The 3,902-nt window shown below is 61.7% G+C and carries 3 protein-coding genes; 1 reads left to right on the top strand and 2 read right to left on the bottom strand.

Annotated elements, in window-relative coordinates:
- A complete protein-coding gene (locus tag VL752_RS12255) occupies positions 1-819 on the bottom strand; it encodes an SDR family NAD(P)-dependent oxidoreductase (RefSeq protein ID WP_325355583.1) in 819 nt (272 codons plus the stop codon).
- A gap of 322 nt (positions 820-1,141) precedes the next feature.
- Entirely contained in the window at positions 1,142-2,716 is a 1,575-nt protein-coding gene (locus VL752_RS12260; protein WP_325355585.1) for a winged helix-turn-helix domain-containing protein, read from the bottom strand.
- Positions 2,717-2,869: 153 nt separating this feature from the next.
- Here VL752_RS12260 and VL752_RS12265 point away from each other — a divergent pair, with 153 nt between their 5' ends.
- Positions 2,870-3,892, top strand: a complete 1,023-nt coding sequence (locus VL752_RS12265) for an alpha/beta fold hydrolase (RefSeq protein WP_325355587.1) — start codon at positions 2,870-2,872, stop codon at positions 3,890-3,892.
- The last annotated feature ends 10 nt before the right edge of the window (positions 3,893-3,902 follow it).

Raw genomic sequence — 3,902 nt, forward strand, 5'->3', positions numbered from 1 at the left:
TCACGTTGAACGCCTCGCCGCTTTATCCATGGCTGCTAGAATAGCCGTGAAGCGTTCCTCCACCTCGGTGCGCCACTCGCCACCAGGATGTGTGAACACGTAAAGTCTGTTTTCGCGGATCGCCTTCAGCGTTTGAGCCGCGACATCTGCAGGGTCAATACCTGCCTGGTTGAGTTCGATGAGGTGCGCGAGCAGTTTGCCGTCGGGACTGTTGGGGTCTGGCGTCCGCGCTGAGCCGTATCGGTCGGGCCGGTTTCGGCCACTTTCCATAATTCTAGTTCGCACAAAGCCCGGGCAGATCACGGTGACCCCGATGCCCAGTGATTTGAGCTCCGCTGCCAATCCCTCCGACATATTAACCACCGCGAATTTGCTGGCTGAGTAGGCACTGAACCCAAGCCCGCTATTCATCCCAGCCATGGACGCCGTGTTTACGATGTGGCCGCCTTCACCATGAGCGCGAATGTGGGGAAGGAAAGCTCGGATGCCGTGAAGTACGCCCATCAAGTTGACATCGATAACCCACCGCCAGCTATCCAGAAAAATGTTGTCGATGCCACCGCCATCTCCGACACCTGCGTTGTTGCAAATCATGTGAACGTGCCCGAATGCTTCGAAGGCGGTTTCGCTTGCGCGCACGACGCTATCGGCATCGGCAACATCACAGGAAACGCCCTGGACCACACCACCTAATTCACGAAGGGCTTTGACGGCGAAATCCAGTGCATGCGTCTCGATGTCCGCGAGAACGACCTTCATGCCCGCTTCAACGAGCGCTTTACTGAGAGCAAATCCGATACCGCTTGCCCCACCGGTCACGAATGCGGTCTTACCAACTAGGTCTTGCACAATTTCCTCTCTGGATTGTTCGTCTATCGACTGGTGCCACCAACTTGAGAACAATAAGCCTCTGCTCCACAAAGCATGACAATGTCCGCGTATGAGATGTCGTGAAACCTCGTCAGTGTCCTCATCGGGTCCTCAGCTGACCGGCGCTTTATGCTCACTTAAGGTCGGAAGGGCCAGTCTGCTTTTGGCCCCCAATTACTATGACCGGACGCTCGTGTTTCCCCGGTTTGAGTGGTCGCCGCTTAGCCAGCAGTCATGCCGTAGCACAACCGCTTTGGGATGTTGTAAAGGATCAGGGCGGCAGGCCCGCGGCACCTAAGGCGTCGGCATAGGTTTTGGCCATTCCCGGGTGCGGCACAGGAATGCGGGCGAAGAAGGCCGAGACAGTCAGACCGGGCTCGATAGCTAGGAGCCTCCGAACGGCCGCTCTTGCCGGCTCCTCCTGGTCCAGTTTCATGTGGGCGACGGCCAGGACACGCAGCGCCACAGCAAATCGCCGGTTCTGGGCAAGCGAGCGTTCTGCCCAGAGCAGTGCCTCGGGATAGTTCTCTTCGATCACGGCCGCGATCGCCATTGCGCCCGAGATGAACCAACCGCGCGGATCGCGCGGGTTCAACCGCTGCGCGCGAACCACCATCGCGCGGCCCTCGTGCACATTGCCGCACATGATCTCTATCCAGCCGGCAACCGTGAGCGCCATAGCGGAGTTCGGATTGAGTAGCAGCGAACGGCGAAGCAGTTCCCGCGCGGGCTCCCGCCCCGACCCTGCCATGTTCCAAATCGCGAAGGCCGCCATCCAGAGGGTCTGCGCATCGTTCGGCGTACGCTCCACAGCTTGCCAGGCGAGGTTGCAGGTAGCCGCCAACGTCGCCTCGTCCTGCGCTATCCAGCCCTGGAAATGGCATTGAGCTCTGCAATACGCGAGCGCTGCCATCGACGGGGCGTAGCTTGGGTCGACAGCGCGCGATTGCTCAAGGGTGGCTAGCGCAGCCTCCATGCTGGTGGGTGTGAATTCGGCCAGTTGCCCATAGGCGCGCAGGACGAGATCATAGGCATCAAGTCGCTGCGGGAGATCGCGCGTCAGCTTGCCGATTTCCGCGAATTGCAGCGTCGGTTCGATGACGGCTGCCACTGACTCCGCTACCTGTTCCTGCAACGCGAAGACATCTCGCACATCGCCATCGAAGCGATCCGACCAGAGATGCACGCCTGAAACGGCATCAACCAGCTGGCAGGTGATGCGCAGTCCTTCGCGACCACGGCGCACGCTGCCCTCGAGCACATACGTGACGCCGAGCTCGCGCCCCGCTTGCCGGACGTCGATAGCCTTGCCCCTGTAGACGAACGAGGAATTGCGGGCGATCACGAAAAGGCTGCTACTGTGGGACAAGGTGGTGATGATCTCTTCTGTCATCCCATCTGCGAAATAGTCCTGCTCCTGGTCTCCGCTCAGGTTCGCGAAAGGCAGAACCGCGACCGATGGCAAGCGTGGCCCGGCGTGCGGCGCGGTGACATCTGCCAGCGCCTCAATCATAGCCGGGCCGGCCTCCGGCTCGGCCACCGCCCGAACGTCACCTACGAACCGGATGCCCTTGCGCGGCAGCGTCCTGATCAGCCGCTGCTCGCTGCCAGTATCCCCTATGGCCGTTCGTGCCGCGTTGAGGCGGCTGCTCAGCGTCGCCTCCGAGACGATGCGGCCCTGCCACACGGCGGCGAAGAGATCGTCGCGGCTCACCACCCGGTCCCGCATCGCGATGAGATAGCTGAGTAGGTCGAAAACCTGAGGCTCGACCCCAACGAGGACATCCCCGCGGCGGAGCTCCCGGCGGGCGGTATCGAGGCTGAAACTTCCGAACTGATAGAGCATGCGGGTGCCGTTCTGCGGGCACTGACGTTATCATGATCGAAAGCGGGGCAGAAATCAGGGAAATCTGAAGAGAATCTTGGGGCTATCTTCAAGCGTACCGCCGTCGCCCAGGGCAATCTCCGGCCATCGAAACCAGATACGGAGGTTCATACCATGCAAGACCCTGTCATCAATCGTGCTCGCCGCGGCATCCTCGGCGCAACCGCCATGGCAGCGGTGGCCGCCCAGTTTGGGATCCCCCGGCTTGCGGCCGCCGCACCCGCCCCGGGTCAGAGTGGCTCTTTCACGGAGCCGCTGAAATCGGTTCGTGCCGGCCTGCTAGAGGTTGGCTATGCGGAACTCGGCGACGCCAGCCATCCGGCCGTCATCCTGCTTCATGGCTGGCCCTATGACATTCACAGCTATGTCGATGTCGCGCCCATCCTCGCTGCCGCCGGCTACCGAGTGATCGTGCCCTATCTGCGCGGCTATGGCACCACTCGCTTCCTCTTCCCGACCACCGTCCGCAATGGGCAGCAATCGGCCTTCGCAGTTGATGTCATCGCGCTGATGGACGCGCTTGGCATTCATCAGGCCGTGATCGGCGGTTTCGACTGGGGTGCGCGCACGGCGGATATTATGGCTGCACTCTGGCCGGAGCGATGCCGTGCACTCGTCGCCGTGAGCGGCTATCTCATAGGCAATCAGGAAGCGGGCAAGCAGCCTCTTCCGCCCGCGGCGGAACACGCCTGGTGGTATCAGTTCTACTTCGCCACCAGCCGGGGCCGCGCCGGCTACGAGGCCTATCGCAAGGACTTCGCGAAACTCATCTGGCAGACGGCCTCGCCGCACTGGAATTTTCCTGAGGCAACGTTCGAGCGCAGCGCCCAGGCGCTCGACAATCCCGATCATGTCAGCATCACCATCCACAACTACCGCTGGCGGCTGGGGCTTGCCACGGGGGAGCAGCGCTATGACGCCCTTGAGGCGCGACTGGCAGAGGTGCCTGTCATTCACGTGCCGACAATCACCATGGAGGGGGACTCGAATGGCGCGCCGCACCCTCAGCCGAGTGCCTACGCGGCCCGTTTCACCGGTCGCTACGAGCATCGGCTGATCACGGGTGGCGTCGGGCACAACTTGCCCCAGGAAGCACCGCGAGCTTTCGCTCAGGCCGTTATTGACGTCGGCGCTTAATAAGCTGCTC

Source organism: Acidisoma sp., from assembly GCF_035492295.1.
Taxonomy (GTDB): Bacteria; Pseudomonadota; Alphaproteobacteria; order Acetobacterales; family Acetobacteraceae; genus Acidisoma.